Source organism: Sphingobacterium sp. UBA7631 (genome assembly GCF_002483935.1).
GTDB classification, from domain to species: Bacteria; Bacteroidota; Bacteroidia; order Sphingobacteriales; family Sphingobacteriaceae; genus Sphingobacterium; species Sphingobacterium multivorum.
Genome location: NZ_DLIX01000003.1, coordinates 272,446 through 290,115 on the forward strand (window position 1 = coordinate 272,446; position 17,670 = coordinate 290,115).

General features: G+C 37.0%; 17 protein-coding genes. 10 read left to right on the forward strand and 7 right to left on the reverse strand.

Translation table 11 applies throughout. From position 1 onward, the window contains the following. Positions 1-11: 11 nt before the first annotated feature. Entirely contained in the window at positions 12-485 is a 474-nt protein-coding gene (locus B3P16_RS04425) for an Lrp/AsnC ligand binding domain-containing protein (RefSeq protein WP_046674894.1), read from the reverse strand. 388 nt (positions 486-873) lie between these two features. On the opposite strand from B3P16_RS04425, the gene B3P16_RS04430 reads away from it, so the two are divergent. Then, positions 874-1,920: a hypothetical protein gene (locus B3P16_RS04430; protein ID WP_046674895.1), complete on the forward strand. Its 1,047-nt coding sequence runs from the start codon at positions 874-876 to the stop codon at positions 1,918-1,920. On the opposite strand, the gene ruvC is transcribed toward B3P16_RS04430, so the two are convergent. Beyond that, a complete protein-coding gene (gene ruvC, locus B3P16_RS04435) occupies positions 1,921-2,487 on the reverse strand; it encodes a crossover junction endodeoxyribonuclease RuvC (RefSeq protein ID WP_046674896.1) in 567 nt (188 codons plus the stop codon). Between the two features lie 100 nt (positions 2,488-2,587). Between ruvC and B3P16_RS04440 the strand changes: the two genes are divergently transcribed. Continuing rightward, complete coding sequence (locus B3P16_RS04440) at positions 2,588-3,562, forward strand: lysylphosphatidylglycerol synthase domain-containing protein (RefSeq protein ID WP_070570381.1); 975 nt, start codon at positions 2,588-2,590, stop codon at positions 3,560-3,562. Next, entirely contained in the window at positions 3,546-4,676 is a 1,131-nt protein-coding gene (locus tag B3P16_RS04445) for a glycosyltransferase (protein WP_286841544.1), read from the forward strand. The genes B3P16_RS04440 and B3P16_RS04445 overlap by 17 nt, the downstream gene beginning before the upstream one ends. Position 4,677: 1 nt before the next feature. Here B3P16_RS04445 and B3P16_RS04450 read toward each other — a convergent pair whose 3' ends face one another. Further along, the gene (locus B3P16_RS04450) at positions 4,678-5,418 is read right to left on the reverse strand and encodes a lysophospholipid acyltransferase family protein (RefSeq protein ID WP_286841546.1); all 741 of its coding nucleotides are present in this window, start codon (positions 5,416-5,418) and stop codon (positions 4,678-4,680) included. A gap of 123 nt (positions 5,419-5,541) precedes the next feature. On the opposite strand from B3P16_RS04450, the gene B3P16_RS04455 reads away from it, so the two are divergent. From B3P16_RS04455 to B3P16_RS04470, 4 genes are read left to right on the forward strand one after another with little or no spacing between them, the layout of a single operon-like run. Next, positions 5,542-5,841, forward strand: a complete 300-nt coding sequence (locus B3P16_RS04455) for a DUF2089 family protein (RefSeq protein ID WP_286841548.1) — start codon at positions 5,542-5,544, stop codon at positions 5,839-5,841. A 42-nt stretch (positions 5,842-5,883) separates the two neighbouring features. Beyond that, positions 5,884-6,378 (forward strand): hypothetical protein, encoded by a 495-nt coding sequence (locus B3P16_RS04460; protein ID WP_139145106.1) that lies wholly within the window; start codon positions 5,884-5,886, stop codon positions 6,376-6,378. Next, positions 6,368-6,952 carry a hypothetical protein gene (locus B3P16_RS04465; RefSeq protein ID WP_286841550.1) on the forward strand — a complete coding sequence of 195 codons (585 nt, stop codon included), beginning with the start codon at positions 6,368-6,370 and terminating at the stop codon, positions 6,950-6,952. Before B3P16_RS04460 ends, B3P16_RS04465 begins: the two co-directional genes overlap by 11 nt. A gap of 12 nt (positions 6,953-6,964) precedes the next feature. Beyond that, the gene (locus tag B3P16_RS04470; RefSeq protein WP_286801607.1) at positions 6,965-8,338 is read left to right on the forward strand and encodes an alpha/beta hydrolase family protein; all 1,374 of its coding nucleotides are present in this window, start codon (positions 6,965-6,967) and stop codon (positions 8,336-8,338) included. Between the two features lie 156 nt (positions 8,339-8,494). Here B3P16_RS04470 and B3P16_RS04475 read toward each other — a convergent pair whose 3' ends face one another. The 3 genes from B3P16_RS04475 to B3P16_RS04485 form a co-directional block, all read right to left on the reverse strand. After that, complete coding sequence (locus B3P16_RS04475; protein WP_070570367.1) at positions 8,495-9,202, reverse strand: SDR family NAD(P)-dependent oxidoreductase; 708 nt, start codon at positions 9,200-9,202, stop codon at positions 8,495-8,497. Between the two features lie 2 nt (positions 9,203-9,204). Further along, entirely contained in the window at positions 9,205-10,119 is a 915-nt protein-coding gene (locus B3P16_RS04480; protein WP_286841552.1) for a lysylphosphatidylglycerol synthase transmembrane domain-containing protein, read from the reverse strand. Between the two features lie 87 nt (positions 10,120-10,206). Then, entirely contained in the window at positions 10,207-10,539 is a 333-nt protein-coding gene (locus tag B3P16_RS04485; protein WP_046674904.1) for a hypothetical protein, read from the reverse strand. A gap of 54 nt (positions 10,540-10,593) precedes the next feature. On the opposite strand from B3P16_RS04485, the gene B3P16_RS04490 reads away from it, so the two are divergent. From B3P16_RS04490 to B3P16_RS04500, 3 genes are all read left to right on the forward strand, one after another. After that, entirely contained in the window at positions 10,594-11,148 is a 555-nt protein-coding gene (locus tag B3P16_RS04490; RefSeq protein ID WP_046674905.1) for a lipocalin family protein, read from the forward strand. Positions 11,149-11,410: 262 nt separating this feature from the next. After that, entirely contained in the window at positions 11,411-12,562 is a 1,152-nt protein-coding gene (gmd, locus tag B3P16_RS04495) for a GDP-mannose 4,6-dehydratase (protein WP_046674906.1), read from the forward strand. A gap of 99 nt (positions 12,563-12,661) precedes the next feature. Continuing rightward, complete coding sequence (locus B3P16_RS04500; protein ID WP_112373909.1) at positions 12,662-13,588, forward strand: hypothetical protein; 927 nt, start codon at positions 12,662-12,664, stop codon at positions 13,586-13,588. Positions 13,589-13,883: 295 nt separating this feature from the next. Here B3P16_RS04500 and B3P16_RS04505 read toward each other — a convergent pair whose 3' ends face one another. Beyond that, positions 13,884-17,630, reverse strand: a complete 3,747-nt coding sequence (locus tag B3P16_RS04505; RefSeq protein WP_286801609.1) for a HAMP domain-containing sensor histidine kinase — start codon at positions 17,628-17,630, stop codon at positions 13,884-13,886. Positions 17,631-17,670: the final 40 nt, after the last annotated feature.

Here is a 17,670-nt window from a genome sequence, read left to right on the forward strand (position 1 = left end):
CTTTTTTTATACTAGACTAAGCTGATTTGACGTTTGATACTCTCCTCGAGAGAGATGATCGTCTCGGTACGTTGAATCCCAGGTACGGATTGAATATCTTCATTCAATACTTTTCTGAGGTGAACTGTATCTCTACAGATGATTTTTGCAAAAATACTGTATTGGCCAGTACAATAATGTAATTCGACCACTTCTTTGATTTCTTTCAATTTATCTACCGCATCTGCATATTGTGAACCTTTTTCAAGATAGATACCCAAAAAGGCCGTGATATCAAATCCGACTTTTTGAGGATTGATAATTAGATTTGACCCTCTAATGATACCTAGTTCTTCCATCTTCTTCATTCTAACGTGAATTGTACCACCTGATACAATTAGCTTTTTTGCTATTTCTGTATAAGGAATAGAGGCATCGTTCATTAGAATAGACAAGATTTGGATATCCAAATTGTCTAGATCATAGTTTGCATATTGATTTTCCATTAACAATGGTTTTTGTGTTCATTAATTGGCCGTTGCATCAAAATCGGACCAATAGCTAAAATAATTAAATTTATTTCAAAATTACTAAGAATTTTCGGTTTATAGATGTAAATTTAATAAAAAATACTTATTCATATTGATAATGTTATATGTTTTTGATTGAAAGTGATTATAATTGTTTCATGGTGATCTTATTATAGGTTAAGTGATTGTTTTCATGTTTGATATCAGGATTATGATAAATTAATTTAGTATTGCCTTTTTAAGAAGTAGGAAATGCAGTTGGCCTATTAACAATCTAATCAGTTCGTATTTAGCGGTTGTTAGGTTAAAAATGTAGCCAACCGTGTGATGTTTGAATAAACGAAAAATCAAATACGGAATAGCGATGGAAGAAGTTCAAGATGTAAAGATTTCGAAAAAGAAGCCGATTTTTGAAGTAGGGGAAGGACTTCATAAATACCTTAAGCTGTATCAGCGAGATGAAAAATTGCCTATAGGATATAAGGATCTACTGAATTTTACGGAGACAGTACCTGTTATGGATAAATTTGGCAACGATACTTTTTGGGAGACTCCACTGTATCCACAATATCTCATTGACCAATTATATGACGGGTTGAAGGTGATTTATGCTAAATTGAAAGCATCAGGTAATACGCGAATCGTCCAGCATAAATATATTGATCGTGTCGAGTACTGCGGCTTTGGCAATACGAAACCCTTTCGTATTCGTATCGTGAACCGTTTAAATGATGTGTATGATTATTTTTACATCAAGCAGGCCGATGCATCAAGAATATATGGACTGGAGTTGGAAGAAATATTGTCGCCCAATCAGGTGAATTATATGGTAGACCATGATACCTTGGTTGAGGAACATATTGTTGGAATTCCGGGAGACACTTTTTCGAAAACACGTATGTTCTCGCCTGATTATAATCTGACCCGGATTTCCAAAGAATTTGTCAAGTTTAATGAGCGATGTATTATTACGTTGTTGGGGGATATGCGGGCATACAATTTCGTGATGCAGATTACACCAGATTTTGATGATTTCCAGTTTCGAATTCGGGCAATAGATTTTGACCAGCAGTTTTATGAAGGAAATCCGAAGGTATATATGCCGCAATTTTTTAAGGAGAATCTTCCCTATGTCAAACTGGCGATGGAACATCTCAATGAAAAAACAGTACTGCAATACCAACAAGAGGAGCGTTCCTCTATTGTGCATAGAGTTCGAAGCGAAAGACATCGGATCGCTGATCTGAGGGATGCCTCGCAAACGCAGGTGCTCTCGACCCAGGAGAATATCAAACAGTTACGTGAGGGCTATGCTGAATTTTATCAGAACAACTCCTACCTCAAGTGTAAAACGATGACGGATATTGTGGAATTGAATGTGAAGAATGTGATTCGTCAGGTGCAAATGTGATTACTTGATTCGATCCTTGTTATCTTTGATAAAGGCGGACCATCCCGTGTACGACTTACTGTTGCCTGATACTGCATTTTTCTGAAACGAGTGGCAGACAGCAATTGCCAATCCGTCGGTGGCATCTAAAAATTGTGGTGTTTCCTCAAATTTTAATAGATTTTTTAGCATAGCGGAAACCTGCTCCTTTGTCGCATTTCCATTTCCTGTAACGGATTGTTTTATCTTTCTTGGAGAATATTCAAAGATCGGAATATCTTGCGCCAGCGCCGCCGCCATAGCAACACCTTGAGCTCGCCCTAGTTTGAGCATGACCTGTATGTTTTTGCCATAAAATGGTGATTCAAGGGCTACGCAGTCGGGATTATATTCCTGCATTAAAGCCGAAGTTTTTTTGAAAATACGTTGTAGTTTTAGAGCATGATCGTCTAAATGTCCCATTTTGATGACCCCCATTGAGATCAAGGATATGTTATTGCCAACTTCTTTGATGATGCCATATCCCAGTACAACGGTACCGGGGTCGATCCCTAAAATTATTCTTTCTTTCGCCTTTTCCTTCTGCATATACAATATTACAAATTTTGCGTTTTATTCGCGGATTGCATTCGACAAAACTTAATCATTTGGCTAAAATTTAGTAACATTGCTCTCTAATTATCGAAAGTTGACTGGAAGACAAAAAAAATACATCAGTCTTTTATTGAAGATGCTGGTTTTCGCCCTGGCGACCTGGTATATTGCCGTGAAAGTATCTGATAAAAGTAATATTGCGAAGTTTAAAACCCTAGTAGCAGGTTTAGAACAACATTCTGTTGTTTGGACCCTGGTTTTGATCGTGGTGTTAATGCTTGTAAATTGGTTGCTTGAAGTCGTTAAATGGCAGTATCTTGCCTCTAAACTGGAACGTATTTCATTTTGGCAGGCCTTCCAATCCGTTTTTTGCGGACTTACCTGGGCTATTTTTACTCCCAATAGGATTGGAGAGTATGGTGGACGCGTTCTTTTTTTACAGCCTCAACATCGGGCAAAAGGAGCCGTGGCGATGGGCGTTGGATTATTTGCACAATTGGTGCTCACAAGCGTTGCGGGATCATTAAGTATCGCTTGGTTTATCTGTAAATTTCTCTCAACTCCTTTAACCGTACAATTTGGTGTATGGCTACTTGCAATTATTTATGCCGGAGGATTTGTCATCTTATATTTCAATGTAAAATGGATCGATTTATTGGTCGGCAAAATTAAGTTTTTGAAACGGATTAAGCCTTTCTTTGAAGTATTGGAACACTATTCAATGCGCGAGCTCCGTATTGTTCTTTTAAATTCTTTGGCGCGATTTGTCATTTTTACTTCTCAGTATATCATCTTGATGAAGCTAACGCTACCTGAGTTACCGCTTTTATCCATGGTTCTTATGATTTTTATCCTATTTTTTGTGCAGGCAGCGCTACCTACATTGGATATTTTTGATTTCAGTGTTAGGAGTTTCGTTGCAAGCAATCTATATAGTTATATTACCACACAGGAAATTGCTGTAATGGCTATTGTTTCCTGTATTTGGTTCGTCAATTTGATTCTTCCAGCTATATTTGGTTCTATTTTTGTTTTTAAGATAAATTTTTTCGGTGATACAAATTCTTAACTATTTATTGATCATTTTTGCCTGCGTATACGTAATTCTAGTTTTATGGATGCGCAGAGGCTGGTTCTTGCTTTCGGAGCCTAACAATACTGTTAGGCCAACAATGACTGTATCTGTCATTATCGCAGCGCGGAATGAGGAGTTAAATATTAGGCGCACCATTGAATCGATACTAGGACAAAATTATCCTAGAGAGCTCCTGGAGTTAATTATTATCGATGACCATTCGGACGATAGTACGTCTTTGATTGTGAAAGAATATGAAGAAAAAGGTGTCAAGCTGATTCAATTGAACGAAAATGGCCGTTTGAATTCCTACAAGAAATTAGCAATTTCAAGAGCGATAAATTGCTGTCATGGCGAAATTATTATCACTACAGATGCTGACTGCCGCATGGGGTCGAACTGGCTAAAGACAGTTATCAGTTCATTTGAGAAAGAAGGTGCCTATCTACAATCTTCTCCAGTAGTGTATTCAGAAGAAAAGAGTTTTTTTGAACGACTGCAGACCCTGGAATTTTTGTATTTGATAGGTTTGGGCGCTGCAGGTATTGGTAATAAAAAACCAACGACCTGTAATGGAGCGAATTTGGCCTATCGAAAGGATATTTTTAAACAAATGGGCGGATTTAAAGGGATTGATGAGCTTGCATCCGGAGATGATGAACTTTTTTTACATAAGGTAGCAGAACAATATCCCGATCGTATAATCTTTTGTAAATCACAAGATGCCGTTGTTTATACAGATGCAAAACCAGATTTGAAATCATTCATTAGTCAGCGTAGACGCTGGGCTTCAAAAAGTACCAAATATAAAAATAAAGGTGTCATCGCATTGGGGATTTCCATTTGGTTTTTCAACTTATTGATATTGGTTGCTGCAGTTCTTGCGCTCTGTGGTGTGAAATTTGTTGCTTGGGTAGTACTGTTCGCGTTGTTATTGAAGATGACTGTCGAATTTCTTTTTATTCAACCTTTAACCAGGTTCGCAAGCAGAAATGAACTCTTATGGTATCTTCCTTTATTAAGCCTGGCTCATATCCTTTATCTAGCTTATATCGGCATATTGGGTAATGTTGGAAAGTATGACTGGAAAGGAAGGCAGGTCAAGTAGCTTACTGCAATTTTTCGACCTTTAGTTTTATAGCTTCCTCAGCTAATTTAACGATCTCTTCAATATTCTTGCCCTCCGTATCCAAAGGATTTAGAACCTCCCAGGTCATATGAAGAAATGGGGTTAATGGATACATCCCATATTGTACCATTTCATATGATCCTGTGATGGCGATAGGAACAACGAGTGCGCTCGGATTCTTCTTTAGTAATGTGGCAATTCCGCCAACATGAAAGGTCTTCATTTTTCCGGTTTTCGATCTTGTTCCCTCTGGAAAAATAAACGCGGACCAGTTTTTGGTTTTCATATTATTGGCAAGCTTCAATATCTCAGCAATAGACTGTTTGGGGTCATTGCGATCTATATTTGCGGCACCACCATGTTTTAAGTTAAAGGAGATGCTAGGTATACCGCTGGCAAGTTCAATTTTAGAAATAAATTTTCCATGAAACCTGCGTAAAAAATAGATCATTGGCGGAATATCAAAGGTGCTTTGGTGATTGGCTACAAAGACAATGGGTTGCCCTGTTGGAATATTTTTATTGTCGATAAACGTCACCCGATTAAATAGTGTGTAATAGCAGGCAACGAGACAGGCATTTAATATATCCACACTCTTTTTGTGTGCATTATATCCACCCAGCTTTAAACATAACCACTGTATAGGGTGAAAGATAATCAAGGATAAACCAAAACAAAACCAAAATATTATAGATAGGAAATAGCCTAAAAACTTCTTCATAAATGTTATTTAATGATACAAATATATCATTAAGCAGTGGTTTTTAAAAAATATTGATTTTATAGTGTTTTGTTTTAATATTATTAATGTTATCTTTAATAATATTAATATAGTTATTATTTAATGAAAAAAATACCGGTTGATTGCCCTTGTTGTGAAGCGAAGTTAAAAGTCGCTAAATTGGTGTGTGACTCCTGTGAAACCGAAGTTGTTGGAAAGTTTTCATTACCCGTGTTAATGCAACTTACTGTTGAGGAGCAAGAATTTGTTCTGAATTTTTTGATACACTCAGGAAGTTTTAAGGAAATGGCAAACCAAATGGGAAAATCCTATCCGACAGTTCGTAATATCCTGGATGATCTGATTCAAAAAGTGAAAGCTCTTACGAATAAAAATAGTGTTGGCAGAAATAGAAATATTTAGTGGCGAGGGAAATCGAATGATTGATGAACATAGAATGATGTCATGATGAAAAATAATACGCTTTTTACCGAAAGCCAATCTTTTTTTAGCTGGTTATTATGTTTGATCCTTTTAACGGTCAGTGTAGCCAGTTTTTCTGTGCACTGGCATGATATCTTGCAGTTGGATTTTGTTCCATTATTTCAATTACCAGGATTTTGGATCAATTTGGTATTGTGGGGGTTATTTGGCATACTACGATTAAAAACTATTATTCGTGAAGATGGAATTGAAGTCTATTTTTTCCCATTTAATTTCTATCGTAAAAGGACGCTTTGGGCAGATATCCGTGCTATTCAGGTACGAAACTATAACCCGATCGGTGAGTTTGGTGGATGGGGATTGAGGAGGGGGGTGAGAGGTCTGGCTTTTTCAGCTCGTGGTAATATGGGGTTGCAACTTACATTGGAAACTGGTAAGATATTACTTATTGGAACCCAAAATCCGGCTGCGATTGAACAGCTGAACTTATCTCAATTCTTAAAAAATGAAAGTTAAACAGATTTTTCAGAATCCATTTGCGGAATTCCCAGAGTGGAAGTTATTCTTTGCTGGTGTTATCGGATTTTTGTTATCAAGCTATGTTATTTATTTATCGGGCCAGCAGTTCAATGGTTTTATGCATTTCTATCAACCGGATAGGGTGATTTCGATATGGGCTTTATTGGGCGTTCATGCCTGTATGGTTTTGGCTCCTTTTACACTTCTTTACGGTACTGGGATGTTATTGAACAGAAAGACCAGAATCATCGATGTCATAAATGTCGTTCTGATTATACCATTTCCGCTCTATCTTGCCTTATTTTTAGGGAAATTGTTAAACCAGGACAAATTTACGGATGAAGTCTTAAAGGCAGTGCAAAGCGACGATCATACATTGGTTGGAGTTGATAAAACGGAGATGCTCTTGTTTGGCATGTTTGGAATCATCAGTTTGTTATTGCTATGCTATCAGTTCTATTTATTGGTTAAGGGTATGAATGTAGCCGTTAATAATAAGAAGATTGGAATCAGTATGGTATTTGTGGCATTATATTTTATATTGGATTTATGCATACAGTTTAATTTCTAGTAAAAAACGACAATGAGAAAAATTTTATACCTATTTATCATTTGTTTTCATTTTTCATGTACCCATGCGCAGACATTTGATGGCTCATGGAAGGGCGAGGTTGAGGTTTCAGGGCAGAAGCTGCTACTGGTATTCAATATTCAAAAAGATAGTGCAGGGAAGTGGAATGGTACCTTTGAGAGTCCGATGCAAACAGCGCAGAAATTTCCAATCAATCAAATACGTATTCAACACGATTCCATTTGGATGGATGTTAAGAATATAGGTCTTCTGTATGCGGGCTTTTTGGATCGGGATAAAGATGTTATGAAAGGGGTGATGAAACAAGGCCCCTTTGAATCTGCTATGATTTTAGTACGAAGCGAGAATGAACAGAGTGGGCTTTCTCGTAAGCAGGATGTTTTTCCTCCTTATAGCTATACGGAAGAGGAAGTTTCGTTTAAAAATAGTGCCGGCAATGCAGTTCTTACGGGCTCTCTGACTTATCCTAAAAATGGTGGACCATTCCCCGCATTGGTGTTGGTCAACGGTAGCGGTCAGCAGAATAGGGATTCTGAAGTGTTTGGTCACAGGCCATTTAAGGTGCTTGCAGATCATCTTACCAAAAACGGTTTTGCTGTATTACGTTACGATGATCGAGGGGTAGGCGGCTCTAAAGGAGAAGTGAATTTAGCGACAACAATTGATTTTGCCTCTGATGCCAATGCTGCAGTTGATTTTCTCAGCAAAAAAGCTATAGTAGATGTGGATAAAATCGGAATGATCGGGCATAGTGAGGGAGCCCTAATTGCCGAAATAGTGGCATCCGAGAACAGTAAGGTAAAGTATATTGCACTTTTGTCTGGCCCAGTGATCAAAGGAGATTCTTTACTGATCTTACAGAGTTATGCTTTAGGAAAAGCGGGCGGATTATCTGAAGCAGCATTACAGATCAATAAAGCAAATAATCGAAGATTGTATACTATTCTATTGGAAGATGCGCCACCAAAGGCATTGGCCGAATCGTTGGAAAAAGAACTTATTCAGCAAAATAACGGTAATCCCCTGACTGCTGATATGAAAATTAAACTCAGTCCAATGATGAGCCCCTGGTTTAGAACGTTTCTTCGTATCGATCCGGCTTATTATCTGAAGCAGCTAAAAATACCGGTTTTTGCTTCATTTGGCGGAAAGGACGTCCAAGTTCCTGCAAATGAAAACATTTATTGTCTCCAACACCTGCACTTAAAGACTACTGACCTCACCATTAAGGATTATCCCAATTTGAATCACCTTTTTCAGCATGCGCAAACTGGAAAAATCGAAGAATATTTTGAAAACTCAGAGAGTTTTAATGAACAATTGATGGATGACCTTACAAAATGGCTTAAATTGAAGACAAATTGATTTAATAAACTGAAGGCCGCGAGTTTTAGTATTTCTTTCCGGATCAAATAGGGGTAAAAGATCAGGGCCATTTAATGTTCTATTAAATGGCCCTGACTATATTACACCAACCTGACTATATTAGATCAAGGGATATTTTTTTGAAGGGCTTTCCAATTAAGGTGTTGTATTGGCTACAGGAAGTATTTTCCCATTGAAATAGTGATGTCCATTTTGAGCGAACTCTGCAATATAGCGTCCCATTTCAAAGGCTAAAGTACCCGCTTCAACACCCGGAAAAGCAGCCTCGAACATTTCGGTCTGAGCAGATCCTAAGGCTAGACAGTTCACTTTGATTCCTTTTTCCTTAAACTCCTCCGCTAAGCATTCTGTAAGCACTGCTAATGCGGCTTTGCTGGTTGAATATGCCGAAAGTCCGGGAAACTTCAATGATCCCTGAAATCCCCCCATACTGCCAATATTGACAATATGTGAGCCTGATGGCATCATGGGAACAACGTTTTGTATCATATTTACATGTCCCATTACATTGGTTTGTAGCATTTCAGCAAAATCCTTTCCATCAGTTTCCATAAATGGCTTATTGATGAGTGCTCCAGCATTGTTTATCAAGATATCAACCTTATCAAATTTTGATTGGATGAAGGGAACAAGTGTAGTATAGTCATCGTAGACAATATCAAATTGAGCCGGGTATAAGGTGCCGCCATCATAGTTGAGCTGACCTGCAATTTCATGAAGTTTTCTCAGTTTGTCTGCTGATCTAGCCAAAGCAATGACTTTGTTGTCCTTTTTAGAGGTCAAATCCAACACCGCTTCAAATCCAACACCACTGCTTGCACCTGTAATAATAATATTTGCCATGTTTATTCTTCTAGTTTTTGACTTTGTTCAACTTCTTCTTCGGAAGGTAATTTGTCCTCTCCAATTGCTTGCGGATGAAAGATAAAATAAATTCCTGAAAGCGCGACGAGAGCGGAAATAATATAAAATAACAAGGTGATTAAAACCGCATTGTGTGAGTCGACGTGGAATATGCCCGCTCCCCACATGATCACAAGCTCACGCATCCCTAAACCACCCACTGAAAACGGAATGATCGAAACAAGAGAAGATGCAAGGAATAAAAATAGGTAAGGAGAAAATTTGCCGCTAAATCCTAGTGCATAAAGGATAAGAATTGCTGCAATAACTTGCATGGATTGCACACCGATTGCTTTTAAATGGGCTATTAAAAATGTAGCCTTGTATTCTTTAAAGAACTTGGTTACGATAAAGTAATAGAGAACGCTCCCTATTATAAATAGAATAACGGTCAGATAGTTTGGAATTCCGAGTTGTGGCATATAAGTAACTAGCGCTGCAATGATGAGGCACAGTGCCCATAATCCACTTAATCTATCTAAAAATAAGGCCGTAAATAATTTTCGTCCTTTAATATTGAATCGTTTCCTGAGGAAGAATATTTTATAACCATCTCCGCCAACACCGCCTGGTAAAATGAGGTTGTAAAATAGGCCAAGTTGATACAGTTTTAAATTATATTTTTCCGTAACATCTAAACCGATTGCCTTTAAAAAAGTCAATAAGCGCGAAGAAGAAATAAAAATTGAGATACTATAAGCAACTAAAGCAAAGAATAGATAGAGAGGATTGGAGTTGATGACGGCTTCTTTCAGATCCTTTAGCGATACCTTGCTAAATACCCAGTATAAGGCTCCTACAGTAACGACAATCTTTGCTATATTTTTGGCTATTTTGAGCCCCTTTTTTTTATCCATATAAATTATACATCCAATCTTGTTCGGCTGTAATTAGCGTTTTGGAGAATCCAAAGTTAGAAACTTTGGCGAATTGTGCAATTGGGCTTAAGCAATCGTTGGGTAAATTCTTGAATACAATAATATCAAATATAAAATACCAAAGATAGTAGCAAGAGAAAATAGCCAATTTAGGTCAATTCTGTTATATTTGTGCTTGAGCACAGCGATCATTAATCCAATGATGAAGCAAAATAACAAGATAGGAGCTATGAGTGCTATCTTGTTCGTAAAAGCAAGGCTGATTTGATTCAATTTGCTTTTTGCTTCCTGTCCTAAAAAAAGCGGATAAGAAGCAAAGGCCAATAAAATGATAAATAACCTTAACAGCGTTTTTGCGATTATTTTGCTTATGGTATGATTTTTGGCTGTAATCTTCATGATTTGTGGATTAATTTACCCCAAAAATACAATTTGAAATTAAAATTTATACATATGAATCGATTCGTTTTATCATTAGCAACTGTTTTTGCTACGGTGACCTTATTTTCTTGTGGAGCACAAAAGCAAGGTACATCAACTGGAAATCCTTCTTCCAATACGAGTGCAGCTTCTGGTCCTAGCGCTTCGGATTGGAAATCCGCGGTAAAAGGAACGTGGACATTGAATACAATCGATAGAGAGAATTTACCTTCTTCATTCACGATCAAAAGTGTATTTGAAGAGGCTCCGGCAGAATGTTTCGTAGGTAGTACATGGAATTTTATTGGAAATGGGAAAGGATCAATTACATTTAATGCGCAAGGAACTTTATGTGCTCCAGGAGCATCACGTGAGATTTTTTGGTCTATCTATAACCCTGGAAAAGGCTTAGGAGAGCCTCAGTTTCAATTTAAAAAGATTTATGCGGGCGATAAGGCGAAAAATGTCACAACAGGTTACCGCTTAGATTTATCTTATTCTGATGGGAATAAATTAGTTATGCGTATGCCATTGACTGTTGCGAATGGAGAAGCCTATCTAGTTTTTAACTTTACGCGCTCAAACTAAACGTAAACGATAAAAAAAGAATAACAGAAAGCTATAGGAATTCCTATGGCTTTTTTTGTTTAAAATTTAATACTTTTACACTCCCAATTCATTATGATTTATTTGCGCTGTAGACGGATGAGTTTACGAATACGGTGACCGGCAAGTATTGAATGATAATCTTGTGCGTAGCTAAATTAATCGCGGATAAACTAATTGTATGTATGGATATGGGATAAATATCTAACGATTTCGTCAGGTATTGCTTAATCTAGAGAGAAACATGGCTGAACAAAACACGAAAACTGCTTTAATAACAGGTATAACAGGACAAGATGGTGCCTATCTAGCAGAATTCCTATTGAAGAAAGGATACAAAGTACACGGTTTAAAACGCCGCAGCTCTTTATTCAATACTGATCGTATTGACCATCTTTATCAAGATCCTCATCTCGACAATCGAAATTTCACATTGCATTTTGGTGATTTGACGGATTCAACCAATTTGATTCGTATTATACAAGAAACACAGCCTGACGAGATTTACAATCTTGCGGCACAATCTCACGTAAAGGTTAGTTTTGATACGCCAGAATATACTGCTAATGCAGATGGTATCGGTACATTGCGGATTCTTGAGGCGGTCAGATTATTGGGAATGATCGAAAAAACCCGTATTTATCAGGCTTCCACTTCCGAATTGTATGGATTGGTGCAAGCGGTTCCACAAAGTGAAACAACACCCTTTTATCCACGAAGTCCGTATGCTGTAGCAAAAATGTACGGTTATTGGATTACTGTAAATTACCGTGAAGCTTATAAGATGTATGCCTGTAATGGTATTTTATTTAATCACGAGAGCCCTGTAAGAGGAGAAACTTTTGTGACACGTAAAATTACCAGGGCTGTGGCAAAAATCGCGCTAGGGCTGCAAGATAAATTATATCTTGGTAATCTGTCCGCACAACGTGACTGGGGGCATGCCAAAGATTATGTAGAAGCAATGTGGTTGATTCTACAACAAGAAACCGCAGAAGATTTTGTGATTGCTACAGGTGTGACAACAACTGTTAGGGATTTTGTTCGCATGGCTTTTGCAGAATTGGGAATTGAAATTGAGTTCAGTGGCAAGGGAGAGCAGGAGAAGGGGGTAATTATCGATATTGACGAGGAACGCTTAGCTCAGTTAAATATTGATAAGTCGCTGATTAAATTCGGTCAGACTGTTGTCAAAGTTGATCCGGCATATTATAGGCCAACTGAAGTCGATTTACTTATTGGTGATCCGACAAAAGCAAATACAAAACTTGGATGGACGCCAAAATATGATCTTCAGATGTTGGTAACAGACATGGTACAATCCGATCTTCATCTGATGAGAAAGGAAGAATACTTAAAACAAGGCGGATTTGAAACCTTGAATTATTTTGAATAATTCATAATTGGTAAAAAAAAATAAAACTGGAATAATTTTTGTTTAAACATTCAATAGTATAAATTTATAGATTTATACCTATGAAAATGACAGTATATTATGATAAATTCAGAAGTTGTTTCGAGTAAGAAAGAAGAAGAAAAGAAGAAAGATTCTTCGAAGATTTACTTCTTTATCATTGCGATAGCAGCATTACTTGCAACAAACATATATTTTTATGTCAAGTTTAAGACCAATGGTGAAAAGGTCTATACACTTACAGTAGAAAAAGAAAATCTGCAGGTACAAATCGATCGTATTGAAGCTGAATTGGATAAAATTGATGTAGAAAATGTCCAATTGACGCCAGAGATGACTGTGCAGAAGGATGATTCTAGGGCGGAGATCGCAGTACTTCGTAAAAAGCTTGAAAATAAAAGTATTACTCCAAAAGATATTGATGATGCACAGCACAAGATCAATCAGCTTAAGAAGCAGGTGGATACTTATCGTGTAAATGTGCAACGGCTGATTCAGGAAAATCAAATTTTATCGAAGCAAAACTCCAATTTGAGCGAATCTGTAGTTGAAAAAGAAAAACAAATTACTTCTTTAGTTACATCAAATTCGGACCTGAAAGAGAAAGTTGCAACTGCTTCAGCATTGAAGGTTTCAAGTATCAGTATAAATGGACTTGAAGTCAAAAAGAATGGAAAGGAAGTCGTAGAAGAACGTGCTAAAAAAATCGATAAGTTAAAAATCAACTTTACCGTTGCTGATAATCCGTTAGCTAAAAGTGGAGAACGTGATATATATGTCAGAATTATCGATCCACAGGGAAATCTGGTCGTGCAAGGTGATAATATTTTCTATGTACATGGAGAGAAATTGCAATATACCTTTAAACACAATATTTTATTTACCAACAAAGGTGAAGATTATATCGTCTATTGGGCAGCAGAAGAGGGGTTCTCAAAAGGGGCCTATACGGTTTTGCTATATGAAGATAATGCAATCATGGGACGATCTACGGTTGTGTTACGTTAAAAATAAATGAACTATTAAACAAAAAAGCTCTNNAGAGCTTTTTTGTTTAATAGTACGCTGTTTGTGTTAGGCTGATCCTTGGAACGTCGTAAGAATAGGACTATTCCCATTTATCGTTCAGTTTTATGTAATCAATGTTTGAGATATAAGGAGCCTAACTGAACGCCCTAGTTTTATTTACATTACTTGAATGTGGTAGCCTCTTATTTATGTACTTGGAACGGCTCATCTTATTATTTAGATGCTTTGGGTGCAGTATCCTATCCGCTTTCTTGGATGTCTGATTACAGTTGATTTAAGATTCTATCTGTTGCAAAGGAAGCAGTATATGAAACGTTGTACCTTCGCCTTCTACAGTCTCAAAATAGATTTGCCCGTTACAGGCTTCAATTGTCTTTTTGACAAGAACTAGTCCTAAACCGTTTCCGGAACTCTTTGTCGTGAAATTAATCTGGAAAATTTTATCCTGCATCTCTTTGGGAATCCCATAACCGTTGTCTTTGATATCTATCTTGACAAATTTGTCTGAGTAGCGTTCAATGGAAATCTCGATCTTCATGTTTTTTCGTCCATAACCGCCCTCAATCGCATTTTTTATCAAATTATTGAAGGTTCTTAATAGCTCATTACCATCTGCTTTAACGATAAGGGTTCTGTGATCCGCATTGTTAATGAGACGAATACTTACATTTGGTGTATTGTTGTACAAGGAAATGGACTTTGTTACTTTCTCTACAATATTGATGTTTTCCATTACCGTATTTGGGAATTTTGCAAAATGTGAAAATTCTGAGGCAATATGCGTCAATGCATCGATTTGTTCGATGAATGAAGTGGAGAATTTATTGAAGCGATCCGGAAATTTAGGGTCCTCGTCTTTGTAAGATCTACGGAGTTGCTGAATGCCTAATTTCATTGGTGTCAACGGATTTTTGATTTCATGGGCAATCTGTTGAGCCATCTCACGCCAAGTTGATTCTCGCTCGGTATCTTTGATCTTATTAGCATAGTCCTCCAGCTTTATGATCATAAGATTATATTCTTTGATCAATGTACCTATTTCATCATTTCGTTGCCAAAACAGAGGCTCGTTGGGCTGCCCCAGGCGTAGTTGTGAAATCTTCTTACTGATGATGCTCAATGGATTGGTGACACTGTTGGCCACAAACGTCGCATAAAATCCAAAGCCTATAATAATCAGCGAATAAATGTTCACTATGGTATTTAAAAGAAGATTCTTATTGATATTTTCTTCCTTCTGAAGTGAGAAGTTTGGTATACCTATATAAGCCAGTGTATTATAGTTTTTATCCCTGATGGTGGCGTAGCTGGTCTCAAATTGGAAAGTGCCAATACGCTCATCTTCAATTGTCTCCGATTTTTTTAAGATGGAAAGATTTTTCAGTGCAGCCGGATTAATGAAAGTAGAGAAAAGCTCCAGATCGTAGATTCTACGCTGCGAACTGTAAAGTAACCTGCCTGATTTGGAATAAAGATTGAAGTCTTTGGAAATTGTTTCGGATAATGTCTTGAGAATACTAATCAGCTGCGTTTCGGTGGATGTTTCATCTGTGTAGGTCAACATATTTTCCATCCGTTTACCCAGCTCGATAATAAAGCGCTCTTTACTTGCTTTATTGTTATTATAAAGCTGCTTGTTGATACTTATATATGAAATTACCGCTGAAATAAGAATAGCCAGAATTACCGATGAGATGATGGAAGTCTGAATACGTGTAGAGTACTGTATTTTATTTACTATTTTGTAGAACTGATACTTTAAATTACGGAAAGTTAGCTTGGTATTTTTAAGAAAGATATAGAGTGATTTTATGAAATGGAAAAGCATGAAAATCATAAAAAATACCAAGAACAGAAATGAAGTCGTCGCTAGATAATCCCAAAAAGAAGGTTTTTGTTTACTGATAACGTATGTAGAGAATTTATTGGCAACATAAGCCATATGTAGGTATGCATCTCGGTCGAGTACTTGAATATATTCCCCTGGAACACCTTTCAGCCCCCTCAAATTGTTCTCGTAAGTATATTTCCCAAACTGTGTTATTAAGGAGCCGCCTTTATAGAGGGCTATCGAATAATCTCCTTTATTATAATATTGCGAATTGTTAATCCGCATATCGGTAAGGATTTCGGGATAGGGAACCGTATAGCTAAAATCTTTATTGGAAAGATTGACGATAACATTGACAATTCTATTTTGGTCAATGGTGACAGGGATGATGGAGAAGTATTCATGCGTACCTAATTCCGCACTGGAACGGTAAAAGTTCTGCGTGACTTTTATCGACTTGTTGATTACTTTTTCTCGATATTCATTGATCTTATTCTGACTGGCTGGATTGAGCGGAATATTATTCTGATCATAATAATATGCTTTGAACTCATATTTGGAAAGATAGCCACTAAAGTACTTTTTCTTGATGAAATCGTTGATCCCCTCAGTATTGGTATAGGGGAGACTGATATTAAATAGGTGTTTTAATTCTTGATCGTTTGCTAGGCTACTTTCAATATCGGAGAACAATGAAACAGCATTGACATCATCTTCTGATTGTAGGTTACTCAATAAGATCTTCATGTCAATTAAGTTCCGTTCCTGATAGAAACGAGCGTGCGTGATTGCACTTATGATTGCCCAAAGTATCAGTACGGCGATATAATTTGTTAATATATGTCGGTCGAAATACTTCTCGCCAAATGATTTAATCAGGATGATCAGTGCAAGTAACAAATTGACCAGGCTATTTTTCTCAATATAAAAGGAAATGATCAGGATGACAAAAATGACACATGCCAGTTGAATGTTGAGTAGCTGCGTCGGTTTTAACTCTAATTTTTTAAGAAAAAATAGGACAAGATCAATGTAGATGCTCAAGGCCAAAATACCCATGCCAACAATGCCTAAATCTACCCAACTTAGGAAATGTAAATCGACAAGTTTTGTGAAATCAAAATAGATGTTGTTAGAGTGCGTAATCAGGGTACCAGCGATGTCATACAATAGACCGAACGACAGGTATATACTTAGAATAAATCCGATTGCGATAGGAATTCTGAAGAACCGGATGTTCTTTATCTTGTCGAAATTGAGCTCTTTGCGAATTGAATAGATAAATAGAATCAACCATAACACCAATATGGTGGTGGACATCACGGACCATATATTGGGGAAGAAGCGATTGTAAGCGTAATTGCGCGAATCGAAAATTGAAAATGTCGCGTTTTCGGACAGCAGATTCCATTTAAGATCGGCAAATTTGACGAGGCTAAATACCGATAATAGCAGTAATGCAGACCACCAGGCCCTTCCTGTCTTGGCCATATGTAGGCAGAGACTATTGAAGAAGATCAGTAATGCGATCCAGGCAAGTAGCCAACAGAAGAATTGCAAAATCGTATAGGCATTTTCATGCTCTCCGTCTTTTAGCTTAACAGAGAATAGATAAGACCCTTCATTGCTATAGATATTTTTAATGGTGACCGTGTCTGTATAGGAGGCAATGTCGATATTTCGAGAGTCGAAGAAGTTCCTCCGCAATGAGCTATTTAAATAGGGGTTGTTGTTATTTGTATAGCCTTTTACAATAATATAGGCGAGTATACTGATATTGCCAATTGTTTTTTTTCGAACAACGTAAGAACGGTTATCATCCTGAATAAAATTGGATTTTTCCGGAAATCCCTGATCTGTAATTGGCACAAATAAATGAGTGCTCCACATCTTCGGTTCATGGTCCTTAAAGAGAAATAAATAAACCTTCTCATTGGTTTTGAACTTTTCAAATGCCTGATAAACTGCTATTGGGTACTGATCGTAGTTTTTAAATGTTTTGAGCAGGAGTGAATCATTAAAAATTCGGTCGACTTTTTTCTCTTGTTGAGCGATATAATCATTGAGTGATTTTGTATCAATGTCCAGTATTTCCTTATTGGTAACAGATTCTTTAATGGTGATAGCTGTTCCTATAAAGCATAAAGTCAAGATAAGTAGGAGTAATCGAATTTTTATACCAGAATTCACGTTCGTCAATTTACATTATTGTAAATATAAAAAAAAGTCC